Raw genomic sequence first — 23,272 nt, forward strand, 5'->3', positions numbered from 1 at the left:
TAGGGCCAGCATACGGCCATGTCCCGGTCCATTTCAGCACCTTTACACAGGCTGTACATTTGTGGCCGGCAACCGCATGGGGCTTTTGCCAGGGCGCAAACCCATGTCTACGCTGAACCGGCAGCCGTTTGGCTCCATGGTGTCCAGGCTGACCGACCACCCCTGGTTTTCGCAGATTCGCTGCACCAACGACAGTCCCAGCCCCAGACCTTCGCCCCGTTGCTCGGTGCCGCGCACGAATGGCTGAAACATCGCCTCACGTTTTTCTTCCGGAATGCCCACGCCGGAATCCTCAACCATGAACCCGCCTTCGCGCAGCGTCAGGCGAATAAAGCCGGTCTCGGTGTAGTGCAGCGCGTTGCGCAGCAGGTTGCCCATCACGGCGTAAAGAAAGGTCGCGTTGTAAGCCGTTTCGGAAGGCTCACCGGGCAAGTATTCCAGGGTCAGGCCTTTGCGTTCGATCGGTTCGCGCCACAGGCTGATCAGCTGTTGGGCAGCGCCGTGCAGGGTCAGCTGCGGATAAAGCGCCAGGTCATCGCGCTGGGTGCGGGCGAGCATCAGGAAGGTCTGCACCAGATCGCGCATTTCTTCGCAGGCCCTTGCCACGCGCTCGACCTGGGCCCGTGCGCGTTGATCTAGCGCCGGGTTTTCCAGCAGCAGCTCACAGGAACTCGCCAGCACCATCAACGGCGTGCGCAGTTCGTGGCTGACATCACTGGTGAACATCCGCTCGCGGGTCAGCGCGTCACGGAGACGGCCCAGCGTGGCGTCAAAAGCCACCGCCAGCTCACCCACTTCGTCGGCGGCGTAGTCGGGGGCCAAGGGCGGCGCGAGGCCAAGCAACTGATCGCGATGACGCACCTGTCGCGCCAGCCGTACCACCGGCGCCATCACCCGACGCGCCAGTATCCAGCCGAGGAAAATCGCCAGCGCTAATGCCAGCACAAAGCCCACCAGCACGACGGCGAACAGCACGCGCTCACGCTCTTCGAAATCGCTTTGATCCTGGAGCAAGACATAGTGGCGACCGTCGACGATCTCAACCATGGCGTGGTACGACAAAGGCCCGCGAAACACTTCGTGAAAGCCCGGCTCCAGATGCCGCAGGTCCTTTGGCAGCTCGAAATCCCCCGGACCGCCGCTGAAGTAAAACAGCTGATCCGGCTCCGGGCGGTGGTTCCAGTCGTTGACGCTGTCCATCAGCAGCAGGCGCGTCAGGTCGCCGCCCAGTCCTGCCGAAATCAGCTTTTCTTCGACCAGGTGCACCGTCGCGACGATGCCCATCGCGAAGCACCCGGCAACCAACGCACTCATCAGCGCAAAGGCAATGATGATCCGTTGGGCGAGGCTCTGCTTAAACTCCATCACGCCCCTCGGCGAGGCGGTATCCGACGCCGTGGACGGTCTGCAACAGTGGCTTGGCGAATGGTTTGTCGATGACTTGGCGCAGCTGGTGCACATGGCTGCGCAAGCTGTCGCTGTCCGGGCAATCGTCGCCCCACAGCGCTTCTTCCAGTACTTCCCGACGCAGGACGTGAGGGCTCTTTTGCATCAACACTGCGAGTAACTTAAGCCCAACCGGGTTGAGTTTGAGCAGGCGCCCTTCACGGGTCACTTCCAGCGTGTCAAGGTCGTAGATCAGATCGGCGACCTGCAAGGTACGGCGCCCGCCACCTTGAGCACGCCGCAGCACCGCTTCAATACGCGCCGCCAGTTCCGACAGCGCGAACGGCTTGAGCAGGTAGTCGTCGGCGCCGGAGCGAAACCCCTGTAACCGGTCGTCAAGCTGATCGCGGGCGGTGAGCATGATCACCGGCGTGTCGCGGCGGGCGTCTTCACGCAGGCGCTTGCACAGGGTGTAGCCGTCGATGCCGGGCAGCATGATATCGAGCACGATCAAGTCGTAATGTTCGGTGGCCGCCAAGTGCAGTCCGGACAGACCGTCTTGCGCGCAGTCAACGGTATAACCCTTCAAACCGAGGTAATCGGCGAGGTTTGCCAGGATGTCGCGGTTGTCTTCAACCAGCAGAATTCTCATGGCGCGTGTCTCCCTATGCGGTGTGGCGAGACCCGGGACACGGCGTGGGATGCCGCTCAACAAGGTCTGAGTTGGCGGCAGCTTACGGCGATGCGCGCTCGAGGGCCAGCACCGCCGTGCATAACGTTTTTTTCACTCGCGGTTCACGGCGCCGCGACAGCATTCTGCTCAGACTTCGCACCGCTCCGGCTCAATACGCCCCCGCTCTCCCCTCGCCCACTACACGGGATTCGCCATGTCACACGCACTTGAACGGCCCGCTTCACGTCCGATCAACTTTTGGGTTTACCTGGGCATCCCGGCCGTGACCGCCGTCGTTCTGATACTGCTTGAATTGACTTCGCTGGACATGGACATCGCCAAACTGGCCTACGACCCAGTGGCGGGAGAATTCATCGGGCGGCACAGTTTCTTCCTCGAAGACGTCCTGCACGACCGCGCCAAACAGGCCGTGATCGCCATCGGGGTGTTGTCCTTTGCCAGCTTCATCGCCTCGTTCTTCGTCAGCCTGCTCAAACCCTGGAAACGTGAACTGGGCTGCATGGTGCTGTCGATGGCGTTATCGACCAGCTTCGTGACGCCGGTGAAAGTCGTGACATCGGTGCAATGCCCGTGGAGCCTGGAAGAGTTCGGCGGCCAGGAAACCTACAGCGAACTCCTCAGCCCCCGCCCCCCCACCGACAAACCCGGCCGCTGCTGGCCCGGCGGTCATGCCGCGACCGGCTTCACACTCTTCGCCCTGTTCTTCGTCTTCCGCGACCGCAAACCCCGCCTGGCCAAAGCCGGCCTGATCTTCGCGGCGAGCCTGGGCACCGTCTTCTCCATCGGTCGAATGCTTCAAGGGGCCCACTTCTTCTCCCACAATATCTGGACAGCTGTGTTTTGCTGGCTGTTGTGTTTGGGGGCGTATTACTTCGTGCTGTACCGACCGGCGAAGAAGGAGGATGTGGTGCTGAATGGAGAAGTCGTTACAGGGTAATCGCTTCCAGAGTGACGCGGAGCGTCACGGGATGCATGCCTACGCAGAGCGTGGGCACGATCAGCTCAGTCCCCTTCAATCAAGTCCAACAATGCCAGCGCTCCTGCTGGCCTCTTCCCGGCTAAAGCCGGTCCCACTGAAAGCACCGCGTACACCCTGTGGGACCGGCTTTAGCCGGGAAGCCCTTGATCTGCATCTGCCTTTGATCTGCATCTGCCTTTGATCTTCGTGCACAAGAAGTCCTAACACCACCAATCGCGACTTGGGTGCAGGCTGAACGCAGGTCTCGTGGAGTGGGCCGAGCCGCATGGATGCGGCGAGAGCGCCGTCAGGGCATGGATGCCCGTTCGGCGCGGGCCCACGGAGCGAGACCGGAGTGAAGGAACCCGACGAAGTCGGGCCCAACCAGGAGCAAGCACCCTTGGTTACTTGGGGTGCTTTTCCAAGTAACTCGCCGGAGGCGAAATGTCTGCCGTTAGGCAGACCCCCATCAGCATCACCGCGCATTTCCCGGCTGAAGCCGGTCCCACTGAAAACAGAAAAGCACCCATAAAAAAACCCCGCCTAAGCGGGATTTTTTCTACATCGGGGTACGGCTGGCTTACATCATGCCGCCCATACCACCCATGCCGCCCATGTCAGGCATACCGCCACCGGCAGCCTTCTCATCAGCCACATCAGCAATCATCGCCTCAGTGGTGATCATCAGACTGGCGATCGACGAAGCAGCCTGCAGAGCAGAGCGAGTCACCTTGGCCGGATCGAGAATACCCATCTCGATCATATCGCCGTACTCGCCGCTCGCAGCGTTGTAACCGTAGTTACCGGTACCCTGCTTGACCTTGTCGACCACAACGCTAGGCTCGTCGCCCGAGTTCGCCACGATCTGACGCAGAGGTGCTTCAACCGCACGACGCAGCAGCGCGATACCGACGTTCTGATCAGCATTGTCGCCACGCAGTTCGGAAATCGCCTGCAGCGAACGAACCAACGCAACACCACCGCCAGGCACCACGCCTTCTTCAACGGCTGCACGGGTTGCGTGCAGGGCGTCTTCAACGCGGGCTTTCTTCTCTTTCATTTCAACTTCGGAACCAGCACCGACCTTGATCACTGCAACGCCGCCCGACAGCTTGGCCAGACGCTCTTGCAGCTTCTCTTTGTCGTAGTCCGAAGACGTGTCGCCGATCTGCTGACGGATCTGCGCGATACGACCGTCGATGTCGCCACGAACGCCGGCACCGTCGATGATTGTGGTGTTTTCTTTGTTCAGCACAACGCGCTTGGCGTTACCCAGGTGTTCCAGGGTAGCGGTTTCCAGGCTCAGGCCGATCTCTTCCGAGATAACAGTACCGCCAGTCAGAACAGCGATGTCCTGCAGCATGGCCTTGCGACGGTCGCCGAAGCCAGGGGCCTTGACCGCTGCAACTTTAACGATGCCGCGCATGTTGTTCACGACCAGAGTCGCCAGCGCTTCGCCTTCAACGTCTTCAGCGACGATCAGCAGAGGACGGCCAGCTTTCGCAACGGCTTCCAGAACGGGCAGCATTTCGCGGATGTTGGAGATCTTCTTGTCAACCAGCAGCAACAGCGGGCTGTCCAGCTCGGCAACCATGGTGTCCGGCTTGTTGATGAAGTACGGGGACAGGTAGCCACGGTCAAACTGCATGCCTTCAACAACAGACAGCTCGTTTTCCAGGCCCGAACCTTCTTCAACGGTGATAACGCCGTCTTTGGTTACACGGTCCATTGCTTCGGCAATGATGTCGCCGATGGAGTTGTCGGAGTTCGCCGAGATGGTACCAACCTGGGCAATGGCCTTGGAGTCGGTGCAAGGCTTGGACAGCTTCTTCAGCTCGGCAACAATGGCGATGGTCGCCTTGTCGATGCCGCGCTTCAGGTCCATCGGGTTCATGCCGGCAGCGACGGCTTTCAGGCCTTCGTTGACGATGGCTTGAGCCAGAACGGTAGCCGTGGTGGTGCCGTCGCCAGCGTCATCGTTTGCACGGGAAGCAACGTCTTTGACCAGCTGCGCGCCCATGTTTTCGAAACGGTCTTTCAGCTCGATTTCTTTGGCTACGGACACACCGTCTTTGGTAATCAGCGGAGCACCGAAGCTTTTTTCGATGATGACGTTACGGCCTTTTGGGCCCAGAGTTGCTTTTACTGCGTCGGCCAGGACGTTGACACCAGCCAGCATTTTTTTACGGCCAGCATCGCCGAACTTAACTTCTTTAGCAGCCATGATCGTTATTCCTTAAATACTTTGTAGTAACGGGAAATGGGGTATCAACTCAGCCTTCGACGACCGCGAGGATTTCGTTCTCGCTCATCACCAGCAGGTCTTCGCCGTCTACTTTCACAGTGTTGCTGCCGGAGTAAGGGCCAAACACCACTTTGTCACCCACTTTCACGGCCAGCGCGCGTACTTCGCCGTTGTCCAGGATGCGACCGTTACCGACGGCGAGGATTTCGCCACGGTTAGGTTTTTCAGCAGCCGAACCAGGCAGCACGATACCGCCAGCAGTTTTTGTTTCTTCTTCGCTGCGACGGATTACGACGCGGTCATGCAGAGGACGAAGCTTCATTGTCGATCTCCTAATTATGGTCTTTAAACGCCCGGTGCGGACACCGGCGGGTTAAAACATCCGGGCTTGCCGGTTACGGTTCGCGAGCGAACCGCAGAATACGGTCTGACGAAACGCGCCAGAAACCTTGCGGTGACCCATACATAAGGGCGAGCAAGCCGAATTCAAGGCTGACCTTAGAAATTTTTTGCATGAATGGCGGTCGCGAAAACGAACACGGCACCCGCAGGTGCCGTGTCATGGTGGCGTTGAATCACTTTTTATCCAGCGGCTCGAATTCGCCTTCGATCACCTCACCCTCGATGACTTCAGGGCGACGTGCTTCAGGACGGGCAGCACCGGGGTGCATGGAGCCGGCCGAATTTGCCGCATGCATGTTTTCGGCAAACGCACGCTGGCGCGCGGCCTGGGCCTCGGCACGGTTGCGCACCTTGCCGACGATCAGGCGACGGGTAAAAGGCATCAGGAAAAGCAGGCCCAGTACGTCACTGATGAAGCCAGGCAGCACGAGCAAGCCACCGCCGATGGTCATCATCAGCCCGTCGAGCATCTGCTGAGCAGGCAGCTCGCCACGGGCCAGACTCTGTCGGGCGCTCAACGCGGTGGCCACACCGGCGATCCGCACCACGAAAACACCGAGCATCGACCCGGCAACGACCAGCAGGAAGGTCGGCAGAAAGCCGATCGACATCCCGACTTTCACCAGCACGAACAATTCGAGCACCGGAAAAAGCAATAAAAGCAGAAGAAAAACGCGCATCAAAGTGAGTTCCTAGACGGAAGAAGGCTTCCAGTAGACCTTACGTGACGTCGCAAAGTCGTTAATTCAAGCCTCAGCCTGTTCAAGTGTGGGCCATTTTTCAGCGTGAGCCAGCTGAGTCAAGGCCTGGCGGACTTGTGTCGGCGTATTACAGGGCTCTGCGAAGGCCAGCCAGTACAGACTCTGGCCCAGGCGCAAGTGCATGCCCTCACTGTCGATGCCCACCAGCGTGGCGAGTTCAGTCTTCGGTAGACCGGCCAGTTCGACGTAGTGGGCGATGGCTTTGGCGTGGTCGGCATTCATGTGCTCGACCATGCTCAGCTCGGCAGCGCCAGCGAAGGGATTGGCCAGCGCTGCGTCGTCCAGCCAGTGGATCGCGCCGAACCCGCCGATGAAGCGATAGCGCACTGGCTTCAGCACCCAGAAATCGAAATCGTGGGCGCTGTGGTAACTCTCGGATTCCGGGAAATAACGGTAGCAACGCTGAGCGGCGGCTTCAACCTGGGCATGGTCGATGATTTTTTCAGCCTCGGCCATCAGCGTGACGCGCCCCACCGCTTGCACATCCTCGGCGCCGCGCTCGCCCACCAATAAAGAACACTTGGCGTCGAGTTGCAGGTTGTGGGTGTGTTGTGCGATGCGGCTGATGAGGATCAGCGGACGGCCTTGATCGTCCAGACAGTAAGGCACCACCGAGCCAAACGGGTAACCAGGCATCGACTTGGAATGGGTCGACAACACGCCACGGTATTCCTTGAGCAGCAAGGTACGGGCTTGCCGGTTGGCGCTGGCGCTCATATGGGGCTCCTGAAGAGTAAAACGAAGGCATTGAGGGACGCGAAGCAGCTGACGGCGACGCATGCCACACGATAAGCGTTATCGGTGGAAGGTGCCAGATTGAGCGGGAGTGACGATTTTACGGAGGGTTCACGTAAAAGAATACGCGTGGAAGATGAAACCGGCCGGCGCGCGCATCGGGATGCCGTCTATGCGCGCGCAGCCGTTATAGAGAAGACGTTACCAGGCCACACCGAAACCGGCGGTATAGCGGGTCTTGTCCAGATCGCCGTTGTCGGAACCGCTGATGATGTCCTTCTCGGCTTTGAGATTGAGCGACGCCCATTCGGTAACTTTGTAGCGCAGGCCCACTTCCGTCTCGAGGCTATAGTCAGCCACACCGCTGATAGGCTTGCCGACTTCACCGTTGGTGAAGAACTCGACCTTCTTGCCGATCAGGTAACGGTTGTAGTCCCAGGTGCCGGAAACGGAGTAGAAGTTGTCCTTCTCGCCGTTGGAGTATTCGAAATCGGTGCGGTTAAGCAGCGCGCCGACTTTGAATGCGCCCAGTTCGTCGTCCCAGAACTGGTAGCCCGGACCGGTACCGACCGTGCGCTGACGGGCCAGGTCTTCAATGGTGTCACGCTTGTAGGTAATGCGACCGTCCCAGAACCATTTGTCCGTAAAGAACCTGTCGACCGAGTACTCGGCGTCCCAGTTGTTGGTGGTGGTCAGGCTGTCCTGCGACTCGCGGTTGTACTCGCCCTTGGCGTTGTGGCGCCACTGGCCGTGGGTCGCGGAGGTTTTGAAGGCGATGTTGTAATCGTCGGTGTCGTTCTCGGCGCGCTGGAAGTCGAGCGCGGCATCGATATTGCCCTTCCACACCAGATCGGTGACCACCGGCTTGGGCTTCATGATCTGCTGAATGCTTGCCAGCTCAACCGTCTTCGGCGCATCGCCGTTGGCCAGGGTAACCTTGCCGTCTTCGGCCGGCTGCAGCGATTTGGAGATCTCGCCTGTAGTGGCGTCCTGCTTTACCAGAAGGTGCTGGTCACTTTCCAGCGTCTTGATTTCCTTCCAGTCCAGCGGGATGTCGCCTGCATATTTGGTATTGAGCAGCAGCTTGCCGCCGTCGAAGACCTTGATAGTCCCCGTCAGCTTGTCACCGTTCTTCAACCAGACGGTGTCAGCGAGCAATGGAGTAGAGGCACTGGCAAAAGCAACGCACAACAGGGTTCTGGACAACATAAGCAACGACAAGGCTCTGGTTCGCGGGAAATCGGGCATTATCCGGATGGATAACGTCGTGGCAATCGGCAGACCGCCGACACAGGTAACACTGACAGTAAGAAATTTCCCAAGTTCCTTATCGAAAATTCCCGTTCATCCCTTTTACAGGAACGAATGCGTGATCGAACAATCTCCCGCGCACGGCGACCCGAACGGTCTCTCTCCCGCAGAGGCACGGCGCACGGCGTTATACCTTACGTTGCATCAAGTCCCGGAAGGCAAAGTGGTCAGTTACGGCCAACTGGCCGAGCTGGCCGGTTTGGGACGAGCGGCACGCTTCGTTGGCAGAGCGCTGAGTCAGTTGCCGGACGGCAGCAGTCTGCCCTGGCATCGCGTCCTCGGCGCCGGCGGGCGCATCAGCCTGGCGCCTGGAACCGTGTCGGGCGAGGAGCAACGGGCACGGTTGCGGGCCGAGGGCGTGACCATCCGTAACAATCGTGTGGATATGCAGCGTCATGGCTGGCGCCCGACAGAGCACAACGGTTAGAGTGCGCGCTTTGTTTACGTAACCTGAGGCAGATTCCAGCCCATGCCCCGCAAAACCTGGCGCGCCGCGCTCGCCGCATATGCCAGCCCCTCTACGTTTGTGCTCCTGTTGCTCGGCTTTGCCGCGGGCATGCCCTACATGTTGGTGTTCTCCACGCTATCGGTCTGGCTGCGTGAAGCCGGCGTCGCGCGTGAAACCATTGGCTACGCCAGTCTGATCGGTCTGGCCTATGCCTTTAAGTGGGTCTGGTCGCCGCTGCTCGATCAATGGAGCCTGCCTTTGTTGGGCCGGCTCGGCCGACGGCGCTCGTGGCTGGTGCTCTCGCAATCGCTGGTGACCCTGGGCCTGATCGGCATGGGCTTCTGTGATCCGCAGCAGCACCTGTCGTGGCTGATCGCGATTGCCGTGCTGGTCGCGTTCTCCTCGGCGACCCAAGACATCGCCATCGACGCCTACCGCCTGGAAATTGCCAGCGACAGCCAGCAAGCGACCCTTGCCGCCAGCTACATGGCGGGTTACCGCGTCGCCGCCCTCCTCGCCACTGCCGGCGCGCTGTACTTCGCCGAAGGCTTCGGTTCGACCGGCTTTGCCTACAAACACTCGGCCTGGGCCGGCACCTATGTGCTGTTTGGCTTGCTCATGGTGCCTGCGCTGATCACCAGCCTGATCATGCGTGAACCGTCCGTGCCGATCCGCACGCAGTTGTCGGCCGTGCGTTATGGCTTCGCTCATCAGCTGGCCTCGGTGTTCGTGCTGATCATTCTGCTGGTCTCGGTGCCCGCGATGTTCACGCAGCTGTACAACACCGATTTCGCCAGCGTGCTGTTTCAGGGCACCACCTGGAAAGACCTGCTGATGGAAGACCGCGCCTTTTTGCGCGCGATCCTTTACACGCTGCTGACCGTGGCCTGCCTGTCGTCCATGGGCCGACGCGGCCTGGCGCCGGTGCTGACGCCGATCAACGACTTCATTCTGCGTTATCGCTGGCAGGCTTTTTTGCTGCTGGGGCTGATCGCCACGTATCGCATGTCCGACACGGTCATGGGCGTAATGGCAAACGTGTTTTACATCGACCAAGGCTTCACCAAGGATCAGATTGCCAGCGTCAGCAAGATCTTCGGTCTGGTCATGACCCTGGCCGGCGCGGCGTTTGGCGGACTGGCCATCGTGCGTTTCGGCATTCTGCCGATCCTGTTCATCGGCGGTATCACGTCGGCAGCCACCAACCTGCTGTTCCTGATGCTGGCCGACATGGGCCCGAACCTGAAGATGCTCATCGTCACGATCTCGCTGGACAACTTCAGCTCGGGACTCGCGACATCGGCGTTCGTGGCCTACCTGTCGAGCCTGACCAACCTCAAGTTTTCGGCCACCCAATACGCGCTGCTCAGCTCGATCATGCTGCTGTTGCCACGTCTGATCGGCGGCTATTCCGGGGTCATGGTGGAAAAGCTCGGGTACCACAACTTCTTCCTGGCGACCGCGCTGATGGGCGTGCCGACGCTGTTCATGATCGCCCTGCACTGGGCGCAGGAAGCCCGCCGGGAAGCACGGGAAGAAGCCGAACAGCCTGAAGAGCCCGCCAAGCCTGTGGACTCGGTGCTCTAGGCAGCGCTTATCGTCCGGACCATGTGCGATCGCGCAGGATACTCCGTAAATGTGGGAGTGAGCTTGCTCACGAAGACTCTAGCCCGACCGCTAAAGACGCTTCGTATGCTCCGGCCCCTTCGCGAGCAAGCTCGCTCCCACAAGTTGTCGTCCGCGTTCACGATCCGCAGTGTCGCCATGTTTGACGTGCACGCTCCCGTGGCCCACTCAACAAAAAGCCCCGCACTCTCACGAGTCGGGGCTTTTCGCTTTCTGCGGTCGAGCGTTACACCTTCGTGGGCTGCTCGTCCTGCACCACACGAATCACCCGCTGCGGGAACGGGATGTCGATGTTGGCCGCGCGCAGACGATCGCGAATTTCCGCGTTGAAGCGGTTCGACACGTCACCGAAGTCACCGGTCTTGGTCCACACGCGCAGGGACACGGTAATCGAGCTGTCGCCCAGTGCCGCGACCACCGCCTGTGGCGCCGGGTCCTGCAAGATGCGGGGATCGTCCGCCATGTCCATCAGCACTTGCAGCGCCTGCTTGAGGTCGGCGTCATAGTCGATGCCCACGTCGAAGGTGATCTTGCGCGTTGGCTGGCGGTTGGTGTTGGTAATAATCCCGTTGGACAGGTTGCCGTTGGGCAGGATCACCGTCTTGTTATCGCCGGTGCGCAGCACGGTGTGGAAGATCTGAATCCCGTCCACGGTGCCGGATACACCTTGGGCTTCGATCCAGTCGCCAATGCGGAACGGACGGAACAGCAGAATCAACACGCCCCCGGCGAAGTTCGCCAGACTGCCTTGCAACGCCAGGCCAATGGCCAGACCCGCTGCACCAATCGCGGCAACAAACGAGGTGGTTTCAACCCCGATCATCGAGGCGACGCTGACGATCAGCAGGATCTTCAGAATGATGTTGGTGATGCTGCTGATGAAACCCTGCAACGCCAGGTCGACGTGGCGCAGCGCCAACAGCGCGCCCACGCGGGACGTCAGTCTATTGATCAGCCACCAGCCGACCAGCAGGACGACCACTGCCAGCAGCACTTTGCTGCCGTATTGCATGACCATCGGGATCCAGGCCTGAGACGCTTTCACCAGATGGTCTACCTGGCCGTTTAAATCCAAGTCCATCTATTTCTCCTCGGGGTCGCGACATGGAAGGCTGAAGCAACGGCGCCAAGTGGGCCCGTTATTTCAGCGAGACCTGCATTCGGACGCACAGGAACCCCTCGGGTTCCTGAGCCAACATGAAATCGCAGGGCAAATCGCGAGGCAATCAGTCGCGGAAGTTGTTGAATTGCAGCGGCATGCCGAACTCGTGACCACGCAGCGCAGCAATCGCTTCTTGCAGGTCGTCACGCTTCTTGCCGGTGACGCGCACTTGCTCACCCTGAATGGCAGCCTGAACCTTGAGCTTGGCTTCCTTGATGTGAGCAACAATCTTCTTCGCCAGCTCCTTGTCGATGCCTTCCTTGAGGGTGGCTTCCTGCTTCATGACCTTGCCGGACGCGAAGGGATCTTTCAGTTCCAGGCACTGCACATCGATCTTGCGCTTGACCAGGGCCAGCTTGAGGATCTCGATCATGGCTTCGAGCTGAAAGCCTTCTTCGGCGGTCATCTTGATCAGCAGGTCTTTTTCCGTGAACTCGAAGCTGCCTTTGCCTTTGAGGTCGTAGCGGCGGTCCAGCTCCTTGATCGCGTTGTCGACGGCATTCGTGACTTCGTGTTTATCCAGTTCGGACACTACGTCGAACGAGGGCATGTAGATTCTCCAATTGATACGGCGCGGCTCAACATGTGGATGGAGCACGCCTGACTTGACGGTATGAAAGCCCGGTCATTATAACGAGACTTTTCCCACGTTCATGTGAGCCTGCAATGTTGATTTCGTTTTCCCCGCACACTGAGATCTTGGTCGCCGGGCGTCATTTATTTTGAAATCCGTGTGCTGGCACGTTCTGGGCGCGGGCAGTCTGGGCATTCTCTGGGCCACGCGACTGGCCCGGGCGGGTCTGCCCGTGCGGTTGATCTTGCGCGACGAGGCCCGACTGGCGGCCTATAACGCGCAAGCGGGTCTGGCACTTTACGAAAACGGCGAGCGTCAGCGGTTTGCCATCCCGGCACAGACCGCCAGCGCAGGCGAGCCCATCGAGCGTCTGTTGCTGGCGTGCAAGGCCTACGACGCTGAACGCGCGGTTGCAGCCGTCGCCCATCGCCTGACCGACAAGGCTGATGTGTTGCTCCTGCAAAATGGCCTGGGCAGCCAGGACGCCGTGGCCGCCATGATTCCCGAGGCACGCTGCGTCTTTGTCTCCAGCACCGAAGGCGCCTACCGCCATGAAGACTGGAGCGTGGTTTTCGCCGGACAGGGTTTCAACTGGCTGGGCGATACGCAGCAAGGCGCGGCGCCGGCCTGGCTGGACGAGCTCACGCAGGCGGGCATCCCCCATCAGTGGACCGCTGACATCGCCGAACGCCTCTGGCGCAAACTCGCGCTCAATTGCGCGATCAACCCGCTGACCGTGTTGCATCAATGCCGCAACGGCGAGCTGCAGGCTTATGAGGACGAAGTGACGGCGCTGTGCGTTGAGCTCGGCCACGTATTGCACGGCTGTGGTCAGCCCGGCGCGGCTGAAGGGTTGCTGGATCAGGTGCAGCAGGTGATTGCCGCCACCGCCGGTAATTATTCCTCGATGTATCAGGACGTTGCCCAAGGCCGTCGCACCGAGATCCGCTACTTGCTCGGACATGTCTGCGCCACGGCGGCTGCCCTCGATTGTCCAGCGCCGATGCTGAACCAGTTACGCCTGCGCCTGATCGAACACCTCAACGCCCGCGGCCTGCCCAGCGACTGACGGTTTGCTCAACGGCTGAACAGCGCTAACCTGCCCGCTCCTCATTCCGGTGACCTGCCCCATGCCATTGCGCCAGCGCCTCGAAAACCTTCCGGTCGGTCAAAAACTCCTAGCCGCCTTGCTGGTGTTGCTCACCACGGTGCTGGTAGTCGCCAACCTGACCTTCATCAGCGCCGCCTATTACATCTCTCAAGAAGCGATGGCGCCCCAGGCTTTGCAAACGATCGGTCGGCTGATCAGCAATCCCGGCCTGTCGGAGCACGCTCTGTCTTCGACCTCCAACGCCCAGACGTTGCTCAGTGAACTGAAAAACTACGGCCCGTTACGGGCGGCGGCGGTGTACGACAGCAGCGGTACGCGTCTGGCGCAGATGCAGCAGGGCAACAAGCTGCGCATGCCCGACCACTACCGGGATCTGGAGAGCTGGCGCATTACCGAGTTTCGCAACACTCAGGTCATCCCCATTCCCAAAGCCGGACAGGCGCAGGGTCATCTGTTGCTGGTCGCCAGCAGCGAATTGCCGACGGCGTTCTACACCGGCACGCTGACCGCCAGCCTTGGCATCCTGATTTTCAGCATCCTGCTGTGGGCCGGCGTGGCCCGGCAGATTCGGCGCTTTATCACCGAGCCGATCTACCAGCTTGAAGACCTGTCGCGGCGGGTTACCCGCGAGGAGAACTACGCGCTGCGGGCCACGCCCGGCAACAAGGACGAAATCGGTTCGCTGGCCGAGGCGTTCAACACCATGCTCTCGCGCATGGAAGCCCGTGAGCAGCAGCTCAGACGCGCCCGCGATGAATCCCAGGACGCCTACGATCAGGCCCAGGGTCTGGCGGAAGAAACCCGTCACACCAACCGCAAGCTGGAGCTTGAAGTTCAGGTGCGCAGCAAGATCGAGAAGAAGCTCACGGGCTTTCAGAACTACCTCAACAGCATCATCGACTCCATGCCGTCGGCGCTGATCGCCCTGGACGAGCAGCTGTACGTTACCCAGTGGAATCAGGAGGCCGGCGCCCTGTCCGGTACGCCACTGGACGAAGCGCTGAACCAGCCGATTTACTCGGCGTTCCCGCCGATGCGCGCGTTTTTGCCGCAGATCAAACAGACCGTCGAACGCCACACCGTCACCAAAATCGAGCGCGTGACTTGGGTCAAAGGCGAAGAGTCGCGCCATTACGCCCTCACCTTCTATCCCCTGACCGGCGATGCCGGCCGTGGCGCGGTGATCCGCATCGATGACATCACCCAGCGCCTGTCGCTGGAGGAAATGATGGTGCAGTCGGAGAAAATGCTCTCGGTGGGTGGGCTCGCCGCCGGCATGGCCCATGAAATCAACAACCCCCTCGGGGCGATCATGCACAACGTGCAGAACATCCGCCGTCGGCTGTCGCCCGATTTGCCGAAAAATCTCGAGCAGGCCCAGCAGGAAGGCATCGAGCTGGCGGCGGTGAATCAATACCTGATCGCGCGTGAAGTGCCGCAGTTGCTGGACGGCATCCAGTCAGCCGGGGCGCGGGCGGCGAAGATCGTCAGCCACATGCTCAGCTTCAGCCGCCGCAGCAACCGTCAGTTGGCGCCCTGTGATCTGCCGGCACTGATTGATCAAGCGGTGGAGATCGCCAGCAACGACTTTGACCTGACCATCGGTTTTGACTTCAAGGGCCAGAACATCATTCGCCAGTTCGATCCTGATCTGGGCCCGGTGCCTGCGACGGCCAACGAGCTGGAGCAGGTGCTGCTCAATCTGCTGAAGAACGCCGCTCAGGCCATCCATCAGCGTGAGAATGCCAGTGAGCCGGGGCGCATTATTTTGCGCACGCGCCTGAACCCGCCCTGGGCGGAAATTCAGGTCGAGGACAACGGTATCGGCATGCCGGAAAGCGTGCGCAAGCGCACCTTCGAGCCGTTTTTCACCACCAAGGAAATCGGCCAGGGCACGGGCCTCGGTCTGTCGGTGTCGTATTTCATCATCACCAACAATCACAAGGGCCAGATGGAAGTGCATTCCACCCTCGGCCAAGGCACCTGTTTCACCTTGCGTCTGCCGCTGGTGGACAATTCGATAGATATGCCTGCACCACAGGTCATTGGTCAGAACGACCGGGAGTAGAGCCATGGGATTTCGCTTGTCGAAAATTTACACGCGCACGGGTGACACCGGCGAAACGGGTTTGGGCGATGGTCGCCGAGTGCCGAAGGATCACCCGCGGGTCGAGGCCATTGGGGAAGTCGACTCACTGAACAGCCAGGTCGGCGTGCTGCTGGCGGGGCTTAAGGCATCGGTGGCGACTCATCCGGCGTTGCACGAAATTATCGACGTGTTGGCGCCGTGTCAGCATCGCTTGTTCGACCTGGGCGGCGAGCTGGCGATGCCGGAATATCAGGCCTTGAATGCACCGGAGATCGAGCGCCTGGAAGCGGCGATCGATCACTGGAATGAAGAGCTGGGGCCGCTGGAGAATTTCATCTTGCCGGGTGGCTCGACGCTGATTGCCCAGGCCCACGTTTGCCGGAGCCTGGCGCGCACGGCAGAGCGGCGTTGTCAGCACCTCAACGCGGTGGAGCCGCTGGCGGGGGTCGGGCTGGCGTACATCAATCGGTTGTCGGATTTGCTGTTTGTCGCGGCGCGGATCATTGCCCGGCGTGAGGGCGTGGCGGAGATTTTGTGGGAGCCTGCGAAGAAGCCGCAGTGATTGGTGAGACAGTGCTGCGGTGCTGAGGGGCTACTGTCCTGACGTGCTGCCGTCCTGATACACCGGAACTCAGCTGGCAAGCGCAAATCCTGTGGGATTGACCGGGGTGGCGCTCCACCTTGCTCACGAAGACTGCATTTCAGCCACTAGATATCCAGTGGATGTACAGGACTCTTCGCGAGCAAGCTCGCTCCCACAACTCCTTCGTCAGCAGGTGCATCTGTGGCGTCTCTCTGTGCGATGAGAGACAGCTTGCAGGCTCTTATAACGATGTAGGTATTGATTAGCCTTGCGGCCAAAACGCTCTGATTCCGGCCACACCCTGCGCGCCAGATTCGCACGCCTGCTGACGATCCGTCGGCCCTACCCCGCCCAGCAGATAAACAGGCTTGCTGAAGCCCTCAATCAAGTCGCGAGCCTTTTCCCAACCCAGCGGTTGCGCATCAGGGTGGCTTTGCGTCGGCAAGACCGGCGAGAGCGTGACGAAATCCACGCCCATCTGCTCGGCCAGACTCAACTCTTCGGCGTCGTGACACGAGGCCGCCAGCCAGCGGTCTTCAGGAAACGGACGGCCCTTGCTGGCGTATTTGCGCAACTGTTCGCTGGTCAGGTGCCAGCCCGCTGCCGGAAAGTCCCCCAGCCATTCCCTCGGCCCCTTGAGCATCAACTGCGCCTTGCCTGCGCACAGCCCGACCGCGTCAACCGCGACGTCACGGTATTTCGGGTCGTACATGTTTGGCGCGCGAAGCTGAACCAGCTTGATGCCGCCAGCCACCGCCGTGCGTATGCCGCGCAGCAGCTCTGGCGTTTCCAGATCGTCCGGAGTGATCAGGTACTCACCCGGCAAACGCGCAGCAGCCACAATCGGCCGATTTGCGGCCGGAAATTCATACTCGGCCAGTTCCCGTTGCGATACCCACGCCAGCGGTTGCCCTTCAACACCGTGGGGTTCGCCGGTGAACGACGAGACTTCCCAGACGTCCAGCAACACCTGCTTGTCCGGGTAGTCGTGCTTGATCTTGATCAGCGGACGCGCTGCCGTCACGACGATGCCGAGCTCTTCGTTGAGTTCGCGGGACAGCGCGGCTTCGACCGATTCATCAGGTTCGACCTTGCCGCCAGGAAACTCCCACAAACCGCCTTGATGCTGTTTGTCGGCGCGGCGTGCGATGAGGATCTTGCCGTCGGTGCCACGAATAACCGCCGCGGCCACATGTATGCGTTTCACGTTCAACCTTCCTCCAGACCCGCCTGCTGCCAGCGCTTGAACGCAGGCCACTGATAAATCGTTTCGACGTAGGCGGCCGCGTCCGCTGGCAGCGCGACGCGATAGGTACGAAAGCGCACGGCGACCGGTGCGAAGAACGCATCGACGATGCCCGGCGTGCCGAACAGGAAGCCCTCCTTCACACCCGACACCGCGCGGCATTCACGCCACAGCGCAATCATGCGGTCGATATCGGCCTGAGCTTCGACCGCGATGACTTCCAGCGCCTCGTTCTGACGCAAATCCATCGGCAAACGCGAGCGCAGACCGACGAAGCCGCTGTGCATCTGCGCGCACGCCGACCGAGCCTGAGCGCGGGCGGCAACGTTCGCCGGCCACAATCCTGCCTCCGGAAAGCGCTCCGCCAAGTACTCACAGATCGCCAGCGAATCAACGATGGTGCCGTGCTCGCACTTCAGCGCAGGGACTTTACCGGTCGGCGAATGTTCGAGAATCAGGCGCGTGGTGTCAGCCCGATTTAGGTGAATCACCTGATCAGTGAACGCCTCACCGGTCAGCGCAAGCGCCAGCCACGGGCGCAGCGACCAGGAGGAATAACGTTTGTCGCCGATGATCAGGTGCAGGCTCATGTCTTGGCTCCGTTGAAACCGGTGGATTCGCTCGTGACTCAGGTGCGGTATTCCGCGTTGATCTTCACGTACTCGTGCGACAGATCGGTGGTCCAGATGGTTTCGCTGCAATCGCCACGGCCCAGCTCGATGCGGATGGTGATTTCTTCCTGCGCCATCACCAGCGAGCCTTGCTCCTCAGTGTAGGTGCTGGCCCGAGCGCCTTTGCTAGCGATGCAGACGTCACCCAGAAACACGTCGATTTTGCTGACGTCGAGGTTCGGCACGCCTGCGCGACCCACGGCCGCCAGGATCCGGCCCCAGTTCGGGTCCGAGGCGAACAGCGCGGTTTTAATCAATGGCGAATGCGCGACGGTGTAACCCACGTCCAGGCATTCCTGATGATTGCCGCCGCCGTTCACTTCAACGGTCACGAACTTGGTGGCGCCCTCGCCGTCACGGACGATAGCTTGCGCAACGTCCATGCACACCTCGAATACGGCCTTTTTCAACGCTTCGAACAGCGGGCCCTTGGCCTCGGTCACTGCAGGCAAGTCGGCCTGGCCGGTGGCGATCAGCATGCAGCAGTCATTGGTCGATGTATCGCCATCGATGGTGATGCGGTTGAACGACTTGTTGGCGCCGTCGCGAATCAGGTCCTGCAGCACGCCCGGCGCCACCTTGGCGTCGGTGGCGATGTATCCGAGCATGGTCGCCATGTTCGGACGAATCATGCCCGCGCCTTTGCTGATGCCGGTCACGGTGATGGTGACGCCATCAAGCACGAACTGACGGCTCGCGCCCTTCGGCAGCGTGTCGGTGGTCATGATCCCGGTGGCCGCCGCAGCCCAGTTGTCGACGGACAAATCATCCAGCGCCGCCTGCAGCGCGCCTTCGATCTTCTCGACAGGCAATGGCTCGCCGATCACGCCAGTCGAAAACGGCAGCACAGCGCTGGCTTCCACCCCGGTGATCTCGGCCAGCTTCGCGCAGGTCCGCTCGGCGGCGGCCAGCCCAGGTTCACCCGTGCCCGCGTTGGCATTGCCGGTGTTGGTCAGCAAATAACGCACGGTGCCCTGCACGCGCTGTTTGGCGACGATCACTGGCGCCGCGCAAAAGGCGTTCAGCGTAAACACGCCCGCGACGCTGGAGCCTTCGGCGCAGCGCATGACCACGACATCTTTGCGCCCCGGGCGCTTGATGCCGGCGGAAGCGATGCCAAGTTCAAAACCGGGAACCGGGTGCAGCGTCGGCAAAGGACCAAGACCAACAGCCATGAAGTGCGCTCCTTGAAAGACAGTCACACCGCGCGGCCTTGCCGACACGGCTCGATTGATTGAAAAACGCCGCGACGGCAGAGCCGGTCGCGGCGTGATTTTACAGTTCAGCTACAGCCTGTCGCGGTCGGCGATTCAGCTGATCTGGCCGTGACAATGCTTGAATTTCTTGCCCGAACCACACCAGCACAATTCGTTGCGACCCAGCTTCTGGTCGTTACGAACCGGCGACAGTGCGGCAGCAGCGGCTACTGCGACGTCTTCACCGTCTTCAGCGAGCAGGTCCGGCTGCTCCAGGCCTGGTGCTTCGGCGTGCTGGAACTGCATACGCTGGGCCAGCTCCTCGGCTTCCCGACGCAGACGCGCCTCTTCCTCGGCTGGATCTTCGCGGCGAACCTGAACGTGAGACAGCACACGGATGGCGTCGCGCTTGATCGAATCGAGCAGCTCCTGGAACAGGGCAAACGACTCGCGCTTGTATTCCTGCTTCGGGTTCTTCTGAGCGTAACCGCGCAGGTGAATGCCGTGACGCAGGTGATCCATGGTCGACAGGTGGTCTTTCCACAGGTCGTCCAGTACGCGCAGGAGAATCTGCTTCTCGAACGTGCGCAGCGCCTCGGCACTGGCCTGGTCTTCTTTCTCGTTGTAGGCCGCCAGAATGGCTTCCATCAACTTCGGACGCAGGGTGTCTTCGTTCAGGTGATCGTCTTCGTCGAGCCACTGCTGGATCGGCAGCTTCACGCCAAAATCGCTGTTCAGCGCGGCTTCCAGACCGGCCACGTTCCACTGCTCAGGCAACGACTGCGGCGGAATGTGCGCGGAGATGGTGGCATCGAGGACTTCCTCGCGGAACTCGGCAATGGTGTCACCAATGTTGGTCGCAGCCAGCAGGCTGTTACGCATGTGGTAGATCACTTTCCGCTGTTCGTTGGACACGTCGTCGAACTCGAGCAGTTGCTTGCGGATGTCGAAGTTGCGGCCTTCGACCTTGCGCTGCGCTTTTTCGATCGCGTTGGTCACCATGCGGTGCTCGATCGCTTCGCCGGACTGCATTCCCAGCGCCTTCATGAAGTTCTTCACCCGGTCAGAGGCGAAAATGCGCATCAGGCTGTCTTCCAGCGACAGGTAGAAACGGCTCGAACCGGTGTCACCCTGACGACCGGCACGACCACGCAGCTGGTTGTCGATACGGCGGGATTCGTGACGCTCGGACGCAATAACGTGCAGACCGCCCGCTTCGATCACCTGCTGATGGCGCTTCTGCCAGTCGGCCTTGATCTGCGCGATCTGCTCTGGGGTCGGGTCTTCCAGGCTGGCGACTTCAACTTCCCAGTTACCGCCCAGCAAAATGTCGGTACCACGACCGGCCATGTTGGTGGCGATGGTCAGCGCACCCGGACGACCGGCCTGGGCAATGATTTCAGCTTCTTTTTCGTGGAACTTGGCGTTCAGAACCTTGTGTTCGATGCCTTCCTGCACCAGCAGGCGGGACATGTGCTCCGAGGTTTCGATCGTCGCCGTACCCACCAGCACCGGACGTTGCTCGGCCAGACAGGCCTTGATGTCGGTGATGATCGCCGCGTACTTCTCTTCGGCGGTCAGGTACACGAGGTCGTTGAAGTCTTTCCGCGCCAACGGCTTGTTCGGCGGAATGACCATCACGGCCAGAGCATAGATCTGGTGGAATTCGAACGCTTCGGTGTCCGCCGTACCGGTCATGCCGGACAGCTTGTTGTAGAGGCGGAAGTAATTCTGGAAGGTGGTCGAGGCCAGGGTCTGGCTCTCGGCCTGGATGTTCAGGCCTTCCTTCGCTTCGATGGCCTGGTGCAGGCCTTCGGACAGACGACGACCCGGCATGGTACGGCCGGTATGTTCGTCAACCAGCAGGATCTGGCCGTCCTGAACGATGTATTCGACGTTGCGATGGAACAGCTTATGGGCACGCAGACCGGCATAGACGTGGGTCAGCAGACCGAGGTTGTGCGCGGAGTACAGGCTCTCGCCTTCAGCCAGCAAGCCGACTTCGGTGAGCATCTCTTCGATGAACTGGTGACCGGACTCGTTCAGCTCCACCTGACGGGACTTCTCGTCGATGGAGTAGTGACCCTGTTGGGTGACCTGGCCTTCCACTTCCTCGATGTGCTGCTCAAGCTTGGGGATCAGCTTGTTGATCTCGGTGTAGAGTTTGGAGCTGTCTTCGGCCTGGCCGGAGATGATCAGCGGCGTACGGGCTTCGTCGATGAGGATCGAGTCCACTTCGTCGATCACGGCGAAATTCAGTTCACGCTGGAATTTGTCCTCCAGGCTGAATGCCATGTTGTCGCGCAGATAGTCGAAACCGAATTCGTTGTTGGTGCCGTAGGTGATGTCGGAGGCGTAGGCGGCGCGCTTCTCTTCCGGCGGCTGGAAAGGCGTGACCACGCCTACGGTCAGACCGAGGAATTCATACAGCGGGCGCATCCAGTTGGCGTCACGACGTGCCAGGTAGTCGTTCACCGTGACCACGTGCACGCCCTTGCCGGACAGTGCGTTGAGGTAAACCGCGAGGGTCGCGACGAGGGTTTTACCCTCACCGGTACGCATCTCGGCGATCATGCCTTCGTGCAGTGTCATGCCGCCAATCAGCTGTACGTCGAAGTGACGCATGCCCATGATGCGTTTACCCGCCTCGCGGCAGACCGCGAAGGCTTCGGGCAAGAGCTGGTCGAGGGTCTCACCTTTGGCTATGCGGGCCTTTAACTCATCGGTCTTGGCGCGCAGCTGTTCGTCCGAGAGGGCGACCATTTGCTCTTCGAAGCTGTTGACGACCTGGACCGTCTTGAGCATGCGCTTTACTTCGCGCTCGTTTTTGCTTCCGAAAAGTTTTTTTAACAAAGGTGCAAACATATCGAAAGGATCTTCCACACATAGGGATGGAGGGCGGCCCCGTGAGTCGCCCGAGCAGCCCTGATGGCCGCATGCGAACGAGCATTCTACCCGGAAATGGTGGTGAGGAAAGTGGCGTTATTCCACGATGCTGGCACAGCAATGTTACGGGGCAGAAGTACAATAGGGTCATTTCCCGTGACTTCAACCCATGAAGGCCAGAAGTTTTATTAATGTTTTTTCATGATCGCGCAGCGAGTTTGCGCCCGAAACGGCTGACCTGAGGGTGCTTCAGCCGATTCTGCTAAGATCCCGCCCTGGCAACACAAGGCAACCCTATCATGGCATTTCGTCCCCTACCGGCGCGCGCACCGGCTGTTCTTCTGCGCGAAGCCCGGCCGCTCAAAGCCATCTTCAGCCACGCCCAACGCCTCGCGCACTTGCAGCGTCTGCTGGAAAGCCAGCTGCAACCCGCAGCGCGCGAACACTGCCACGTCGCGTCGTGGCGCGAAGGCACCCTGCTACTCATCGTCACCGACGGGCACTGGGCCACTCGACTGCGCTATCAACAGAAGCGTTTGCAACGGCAACTGGTGGCGTTCAAGGAATTCGCCAACCTCACCCGGCTGCAACTGAAGGTACAGCCCGCGAGAACGCACCGAAGTGAGACGGGCCATACGCGCGATCTTTCCGTTGCAGCGGCCGAAACCATCTCGGCAACGGCCGAAGGCATCACCGACCCGAAACTGCGTGCTGCGCTAGAACGGCTGGCCGCGCATGGTGTGCCTAAAGAGGCTGGGGATTCGTAAACCTGCAGAATGCCGGCGTTTTCACTGACCCCTTCCCGGCTAAAGCCGGTCCCACTAAAAAGCACCGCGTACACCAGCGGGACAGACGACGCCCCCCCGTAGGACCGGCTTCAGCCGGGAAGCTTTTGATGTGCTTCTGCCTTTGATCTGCTTTTGATCTTGATCTTCATACGCAAGAGGTTCAATCACCGCCAATCGCGACTTGGGTGCAGGCTGAACGCAGGTCTCGCGCAGTGGGCCGAGCCGCATGGATGCGGCGAGAGCGCCGTCAGGGCATGGATGCCCGTTCGGCGCGGGCCCACGGAGCGAGACCGGAGTGAAGGAACCCGACGAAGTCGGGCCAAACCAGGAGCAAAGCGTTTTTGGTTACTTTTGGGGCGCTCTTGCCAAAAGTGACCCGCCGTAAGGGCGGAACCATAAT

20 protein-coding genes are annotated in these 23,272 nt (G+C 60.4%); 7 read left to right on the plus strand and 13 right to left on the minus strand.

Annotation, left to right across the window (positions count from 1 at the left end; genetic code table 11):
* Nucleotides 1–42 precede the first annotated feature (42 nt).
* Entirely contained in the window at nucleotides 43–1,365 is a 1,323-nt protein-coding gene (locus tag AC0Z8Z_RS01750) for a sensor histidine kinase (protein ID WP_485617591.1), read from the minus strand.
* Nucleotides 1,355–2,038: a two-component system response regulator ColR gene (gene colR, locus AC0Z8Z_RS01755; RefSeq protein WP_037014624.1), complete on the minus strand. Its 684-nt coding sequence runs from the start codon at nucleotides 2,036–2,038 to the stop codon at nucleotides 1,355–1,357. Before colR ends, AC0Z8Z_RS01750 begins: the two co-directional genes overlap by 11 nt.
* Nucleotides 2,039–2,273: 235 nt before the next feature.
* Here colR and AC0Z8Z_RS01760 point away from each other — a divergent pair, with 235 nt between their 5' ends.
* Nucleotides 2,274–3,017, plus strand: coding sequence for a phosphatase PAP2 family protein (locus AC0Z8Z_RS01760; RefSeq protein WP_485617592.1), 744 nt, complete (start codon nucleotides 2,274–2,276; stop codon nucleotides 3,015–3,017).
* A gap of 601 nt (nucleotides 3,018–3,618) precedes the next feature.
* Here AC0Z8Z_RS01760 and groL read toward each other — a convergent pair.
* The 5 genes from groL to AC0Z8Z_RS01785 form a co-directional block, all read right to left on the minus strand.
* Nucleotides 3,619–5,262: a chaperonin GroEL gene (gene groL / locus AC0Z8Z_RS01765; protein ID WP_122535952.1), complete on the minus strand. Its 1,644-nt coding sequence runs from the start codon at nucleotides 5,260–5,262 to the stop codon at nucleotides 3,619–3,621.
* Nucleotides 5,263–5,311: 49 nt separating this feature from the next.
* Complete coding sequence (locus AC0Z8Z_RS01770; protein WP_037014630.1) at nucleotides 5,312–5,605, minus strand: co-chaperone GroES; 294 nt, start codon at nucleotides 5,603–5,605, stop codon at nucleotides 5,312–5,314.
* Between the two features lie 253 nt (nucleotides 5,606–5,858).
* Complete coding sequence (locus AC0Z8Z_RS01775) at nucleotides 5,859–6,365, minus strand: FxsA family protein (protein WP_133772244.1); 507 nt, start codon at nucleotides 6,363–6,365, stop codon at nucleotides 5,859–5,861.
* Nucleotides 6,366–6,431: 66 nt separating this feature from the next.
* Nucleotides 6,432–7,163 (minus strand): HugZ family pyridoxamine 5'-phosphate oxidase, encoded by a 732-nt coding sequence (locus AC0Z8Z_RS01780; protein WP_485617594.1) that lies wholly within the window; start codon nucleotides 7,161–7,163, stop codon nucleotides 6,432–6,434.
* 219 nt (nucleotides 7,164–7,382) lie between these two features.
* Nucleotides 7,383–8,390 (minus strand): DUF481 domain-containing protein, encoded by a 1,008-nt coding sequence (locus tag AC0Z8Z_RS01785; protein ID WP_122535949.1) that lies wholly within the window; start codon nucleotides 8,388–8,390, stop codon nucleotides 7,383–7,385.
* A gap of 160 nt (nucleotides 8,391–8,550) precedes the next feature.
* Between AC0Z8Z_RS01785 and AC0Z8Z_RS01790 the strand changes: the two genes are divergently transcribed.
* Together AC0Z8Z_RS01790 and AC0Z8Z_RS01795 are read left to right on the plus strand one after the other, a co-directional pair.
* The gene (locus AC0Z8Z_RS01790; RefSeq protein ID WP_241072676.1) at nucleotides 8,551–8,919 is read left to right on the plus strand and encodes an MGMT family protein; all 369 of its coding nucleotides are present in this window, start codon (nucleotides 8,551–8,553) and stop codon (nucleotides 8,917–8,919) included.
* Nucleotides 8,920–8,961: 42 nt separating this feature from the next.
* Nucleotides 8,962–10,527 carry an AmpG family muropeptide MFS transporter gene (locus AC0Z8Z_RS01795; protein WP_485617595.1) on the plus strand — a complete coding sequence of 522 codons (1,566 nt, stop codon included), beginning with the start codon at nucleotides 8,962–8,964 and terminating at the stop codon, nucleotides 10,525–10,527.
* Nucleotides 10,528–10,792: 265 nt separating this feature from the next.
* Here AC0Z8Z_RS01795 and AC0Z8Z_RS01800 read toward each other — a convergent pair whose 3' ends face one another.
* Entirely contained in the window at nucleotides 10,793–11,641 is an 849-nt protein-coding gene (locus tag AC0Z8Z_RS01800; protein WP_122536140.1) for a mechanosensitive ion channel family protein, read from the minus strand.
* A gap of 151 nt (nucleotides 11,642–11,792) precedes the next feature.
* Nucleotides 11,793–12,278: a YajQ family cyclic di-GMP-binding protein gene (locus tag AC0Z8Z_RS01805; protein WP_065992166.1), complete on the minus strand. Its 486-nt coding sequence runs from the start codon at nucleotides 12,276–12,278 to the stop codon at nucleotides 11,793–11,795.
* 172 nt (nucleotides 12,279–12,450) lie between these two features.
* Here AC0Z8Z_RS01805 and AC0Z8Z_RS01810 point away from each other — a divergent pair, with 172 nt between their 5' ends.
* The 3 genes from AC0Z8Z_RS01810 to AC0Z8Z_RS01820 all read left to right on the plus strand — a co-directional run bounded on the left by AC0Z8Z_RS01810 (nucleotide 12,451) and on the right by AC0Z8Z_RS01820 (nucleotide 16,064).
* Nucleotides 12,451–13,371: a putative 2-dehydropantoate 2-reductase gene (locus AC0Z8Z_RS01810; RefSeq protein ID WP_485617596.1), complete on the plus strand. Its 921-nt coding sequence runs from the start codon at nucleotides 12,451–12,453 to the stop codon at nucleotides 13,369–13,371.
* Between the two features lie 61 nt (nucleotides 13,372–13,432).
* Nucleotides 13,433–15,481, plus strand: coding sequence for a sensor histidine kinase (locus tag AC0Z8Z_RS01815; RefSeq protein ID WP_122535946.1), 2,049 nt, complete (start codon nucleotides 13,433–13,435; stop codon nucleotides 15,479–15,481).
* Nucleotides 15,482–15,485: 4 nt separating this feature from the next.
* Nucleotides 15,486–16,064 carry a cob(I)yrinic acid a,c-diamide adenosyltransferase gene (locus tag AC0Z8Z_RS01820; RefSeq protein WP_485617597.1) on the plus strand — a complete coding sequence of 193 codons (579 nt, stop codon included), beginning with the start codon at nucleotides 15,486–15,488 and terminating at the stop codon, nucleotides 16,062–16,064.
* Between the two features lie 283 nt (nucleotides 16,065–16,347).
* On the opposite strand, the gene AC0Z8Z_RS01825 is transcribed toward AC0Z8Z_RS01820, so the two are convergent.
* The 4 genes from AC0Z8Z_RS01825 to secA form a co-directional block, all read right to left on the minus strand.
* Nucleotides 16,348–17,292, minus strand: coding sequence for a Nudix family hydrolase (locus AC0Z8Z_RS01825; RefSeq protein WP_485617598.1), 945 nt, complete (start codon nucleotides 17,290–17,292; stop codon nucleotides 16,348–16,350).
* Nucleotides 17,293–17,294: 2 nt separating this feature from the next.
* A complete protein-coding gene (locus AC0Z8Z_RS01830) occupies nucleotides 17,295–17,921 on the minus strand; it encodes a glutathione S-transferase family protein (RefSeq protein WP_485617599.1) in 627 nt (208 codons plus the stop codon).
* Between the two features lie 38 nt (nucleotides 17,922–17,959).
* Complete coding sequence (argJ, locus tag AC0Z8Z_RS01835; RefSeq protein ID WP_122535944.1) at nucleotides 17,960–19,177, minus strand: bifunctional glutamate N-acetyltransferase/amino-acid acetyltransferase ArgJ; 1,218 nt, start codon at nucleotides 19,175–19,177, stop codon at nucleotides 17,960–17,962.
* Nucleotides 19,178–19,312: 135 nt separating this feature from the next.
* Nucleotides 19,313–22,063 (minus strand): preprotein translocase subunit SecA, encoded by a 2,751-nt coding sequence (gene secA / locus AC0Z8Z_RS01840; RefSeq protein ID WP_172609570.1) that lies wholly within the window; start codon nucleotides 22,061–22,063, stop codon nucleotides 19,313–19,315.
* Nucleotides 22,064–22,383: 320 nt separating this feature from the next.
* Here secA and AC0Z8Z_RS01845 point away from each other — a divergent pair, with 320 nt between their 5' ends.
* Nucleotides 22,384–22,851, plus strand: coding sequence for a DUF721 domain-containing protein (locus AC0Z8Z_RS01845; RefSeq protein WP_485617600.1), 468 nt, complete (start codon nucleotides 22,384–22,386; stop codon nucleotides 22,849–22,851).
* Nucleotides 22,852–23,272 lie beyond the last annotated feature (421 nt).

The sequence above is a fragment of the Pseudomonas sp. 1L-C-7-B-C1 genome (genome assembly GCF_057291635.1).